Origin of the sequence: Synechococcus sp. R55.7 (genome assembly GCF_047461955.1) — a bacterium.
GTDB lineage: Bacteria > Cyanobacteriota > Cyanobacteriia > Thermostichales > Thermostichaceae > Thermostichus.
Genome location: NZ_JANSIC010000244.1, coordinates 1 through 3,540 on the forward strand (window position 1 = coordinate 1; position 3,540 = coordinate 3,540).

Annotated in this window: 4 protein-coding genes; 1 reads left to right on the forward strand and 3 read right to left on the reverse strand. The window is 61.3% G+C overall.

Going from position 1 to position 3,540, the window contains the following annotated elements:
• Window positions 1–14: 14 nt before the first annotated feature.
• Genes NW820_RS11030 through NW820_RS11040 form a run of 3 tightly spaced genes read right to left on the reverse strand, consistent with a single transcriptional unit; the run spans window position 15 to window position 2,441 of the window.
• A complete protein-coding gene (locus tag NW820_RS11030) occupies window positions 15–803 on the reverse strand; it encodes an ABC transporter permease (protein WP_414400686.1) in 789 nt (262 codons plus the stop codon).
• A complete protein-coding gene (gene cobA, locus NW820_RS11035; RefSeq protein ID WP_255344543.1) occupies window positions 800–1,603 on the reverse strand; it encodes a uroporphyrinogen-III C-methyltransferase in 804 nt (267 codons plus the stop codon). Before cobA ends, NW820_RS11030 begins: the two co-directional genes overlap by 4 nt.
• Window positions 1,604–1,646: 43 nt before the next feature.
• Complete coding sequence (locus tag NW820_RS11040) at window positions 1,647–2,441, reverse strand: sirohydrochlorin chelatase (protein ID WP_011432672.1); 795 nt, start codon at window positions 2,439–2,441, stop codon at window positions 1,647–1,649.
• 142 nt (window positions 2,442–2,583) lie between these two features.
• Between NW820_RS11040 and NW820_RS11045 the strand changes: the two genes are divergently transcribed.
• Window positions 2,584–3,537, forward strand: a complete 954-nt coding sequence (locus tag NW820_RS11045; RefSeq protein ID WP_414343721.1) for an asparaginase — start codon at window positions 2,584–2,586, stop codon at window positions 3,535–3,537.
• The last annotated feature ends 3 nt before the right edge of the window (window positions 3,538–3,540 follow it).

The window sequence follows — 3,540 nt, forward strand, 5'->3', positions numbered from 1 at the left end:
CTGAACCTGGCCCTCTAAGCTCCCATTCCCGAGTACTGTTGCAAGCCTTTGCGCCACAACCAGCGGTTAGCCAGCCAGAGCAGGCCCGTCCAGGCCAGGCCCATGCCAAAGCCGCCCAGAATATCCACCGGGATCCCTGCCCAGAGGCTGGCGGGAAAATGCACCAGGTAGGGGAAGGGTGTCCAGGCCAAGACCTGGCGCACGGGTGGTGGGAACACCTCCAGAGGAGCGATCACCCCCGAGAAAAACAAGTACACCAAAAAATGGAATTGCTCCAAGGCCGTCACCCGTTCCACCCAAAAGGCCAGCAGCGCCAGGGTGTACTGCATGAGAAAGCGCAGGGCAAAAGCCAGGAGAATGGCCAGGGATCCCAGCCCCGCCTGTGCCCAAGAGGGGATCCAAAAGGCACGGGGGTAGAGGACGAAGAAAAGGGCGATTAAAACCAGGGTAAAGGGGAGACGGGCCAAGCGCTCCATCAGGTGGCTGGCCACATGGTGCCAAGCGGGATCCAGAGGCTGCAACAGGCGAGGAGATAATTTGCCTTCGACCACCTCTCGCTCAAAGTCCCAGATGACCCAGACGATGGTGAACTGGCGCACCAGGAACACCGCCAGAAAGTAGCGGATGAACTCCAGAGCAGACAGCGAGAAGTCTCCTGAGCGGGCTGCCTCGCTCCACACCCCCATCATGATCAGGGGCAGGGATCCGGCCAACACCCACAGGATCAGCTCGGCCCGGTACTCCAGCATGTAGGCGTAGTAGGCGGAGAAGAGGGCACCCAACTTGCGAAAGAAGGCGTTCATGGAGATTCCGGTTGCGCAAGCGCTGCGGAGCAATACGAGACTGGCGGACGCAAAGTGGGCAACAAGCTGGCCAGGCTGACCACCGCTCCCACCACAACAATTGAAGGCGGTGCTACGGGCGAGGGCTGCCCAGCCAGAGTCTGCAGGCGGAGCAGATGAATCTCTTGCTCAGGGGTGGTGCCCCAGCGGATCAGGGCAACCGGGGTATCGGGAGCTTTCCCTCCGGCCAACAATTCGGCGGCAATGTGGCTGAGGTTGTGCATGCCCATGTAGATCACCAGGGTTTCCACCGCCCCGGCCAAAGCCCGCCAATTGACCTGAGGGCGGTATTTCCCTGCCGCCTCATGTCCGGTAACAAAAGCAACTGAGGAGCTGAGGTCGCGATGGGTGAGAGGGATCCCGGCATAGGCGCTGGCGGCAATGCCCGCCGTAATTCCCGGCACCACCTCCACTGGGATCCCGGCCTGCACCAGAGCCAACATCTCCTCGCCGCCTCGCCCAAAGATGAAGGGATCCCCCCCTTTGAGCCGCACCACCACGGCTGCCGTCCGAGCTTTCTCCATCAGCAAGGCTGTGATCTGCTCCTGGGGCAAGGTGTGAGCGCCGCAGTGTTTGCCAGCATAGATCCGTTCTGCCGTCGGCGGGATCAGCTCCAGGATGGAGGATCCCACCAGAGCATCGTAGATGACCACATCCGCGTGGGCGAGCAGCGCCTTTCCCTTCACCGTCAGCAGCCCTGGATCCCCAGGCCCTGCCCCCACCAAATACACTTTGCCCATCTCAAGTCCTGGTCGCGTCATTGCTGTTGGAAATATCCATTTTGAGGGAACGGGAAAGATTCGGCTATTCCAGCGCCGGGCTAAAAGCCTGGAGTGTCTCCACAATGGCCTGCATCAGTTGAGGATCCCGCCAGAGGGGCGGCTCCACCTGGATTTGGAGCAGAGGCCATTCCCGCTGTAATCGCTGAGCCTGTTCTTGTAGGGCGCGCAGCAGACCGCCTGGAAAGAGAAAAAACGGCAGCACCCGTAGACGGCACTGGCTAAGGCGCAAGCAATGGATCACGACCGCTTCTAAGGTGGGGGACTGGGCAGCAAAAGCCACATGCAAGGGGATCTCGGGCAAGCGCCGTTGCACAGTTTGGATCCCTGCTTGGAGCTGGGCGGCAAACCCCGGCAGACGGCTGCCATGGCCAAGCACAATCCAGGCATCTGCCCGTTCGCCGGATTGCCTGAGCGTTGCAGAGCAAGAGGGCTGTGGAGCCAGAATGCGAGCCACCAACAGATCCAGGAGGGCCGGGTGCTGGCCAATGGGGGGTGTTAACCGGATGGGCAGGCGCGGCCAGCGAGCTTGAACCTGCTTCACCGCAGCCGGTAAATCCTCTTCCACATGGGATCCCTCGCCCATAAACAGCGACAGCAGCACCACTTGATCGGGAGATCGGCCTGCGCCCAGCCAAGCTGCCAGCCGTCCTTGAATCTGTTCGGCCAGGGTGAGAGGCTGACCTTCCAACTGGGCCAGCTCCACCGGCTGGGGAGCCAGCTGCTGCTGCACCCGGGCCAACAAATCTGCCAAAGCCTGCTGATAATCGGGATCCCGGCTGCCGTGACAGACCAAAAACACCAGGGGATTGGAGGACATGGCAGAGGTCAGGGATCCGAGCGGAAGGGTTCCATTTTGCTACTTTAGGGGATCCCGCCAACTTCTCGCGTAGGATCTGCGCGTATGATTTGAAGAGTACACACCCTCTTTCCCAGCTTCGTCAGCCCTTTCCCAGGTTTTCATGTCATTTGAGAATCGTTCCACCGCCCCTGAACTCTTAATCCATGTCTTGCGGGAGGGGTTGACCGAATCTATCCATCATTGCCAAGCTGTCGTGGCCGATAGCCGCGGGCGTTCTCTGGCCATGGCCGGCAACAGCACCACCCCCGTCTTTGCCCGTTCTGCCCTCAAGCCTTTCCAAGCGCTGGCCATGCTCTCCACCGGCATCCGCGAGCGCTACCGCCTCACTGAGAAAGATATTGCCATCATGTGCGGATCCCATCAGGGCACCACGGCTCATGCGCGGCAGGTGTTCAGCATACTGTGGCGGGCCGATCTATCTCCCGATTTGCTGGTCTGCCCCACCCCACCCGGCAAGCCCAGCCCCCTGTGCCACAACTGCTCCGGCAAACATGCCGGCATGCTTATGGCCAGCCGCGCCCAAAACTGGACCTTGTCAGACTACGCCCAGCGGCAGCATCCGGTGCAAGCGCTGGTGCGGGCCAAGTTGGCGGATTTGCTGCAAATGCCCTCGGAGGAGTTTTTGTTTGCGCGGGATGACTGTGGGGTGCCCACCTACCAACTGCAACTGAATCACCTGGCCTCCCTATTCGCCCAACTGACCGCCGGCGAGCGGCCCGACTTGGAATCGGTAGCACGGGCCATGACCCATCACCCGGAGATGGTGGCCGGACAGGGGTGTTTCGACACGGAATTGATGCGGGCTACTCAAGGGGATCTGGTGAGCAAATCGGGTGCTGAAGGGATCCAGTGCATTGGCCGGGTGGGGGAAGGCATGGGCCTGGCCATCAAGGTCCAGGATGGAGCCGCCCGGGCCAAGTATGCCCTGGCTTTGCACCTGCTGCAGCGCATGGGCTGGATCCAGCCTGCCGCCGCCGAGATGCTGGGGGAGCGCTTCCTTCGCGTCGGCCCCTACACCCGCCTCGAGGTAGAAGGGGAGCTGCGCATGCCTTGAAGA

Excerpts from the sequence above, each read along its gene's own strand:
- NW820_RS11040 (WP_011432672.1), bottom strand. The coding sequence starts at position 2,441 with ATGTCCTCCAATCCCCTGGTGTTTTTGGTCTGTCACGGCAGCCGGGAT.
- NW820_RS11045 (WP_414343721.1), top strand. The coding sequence starts at position 2,584 with ATGTCATTTGAGAATCGTTCCACCGCCCCTGAACTCTTAATCCATGTC.
- NW820_RS11030 (WP_414400686.1), bottom strand. The coding sequence starts at position 803 with ATGAACGCCTTCTTTCGCAAGTTGGGTGCCCTCTTCTCCGCCTACTAC.
- cobA (WP_255344543.1), bottom strand. The coding sequence starts at position 1,603 with ATGACGCGACCAGGACTTGAGATGGGCAAAGTGTATTTGGTGGGGGCA.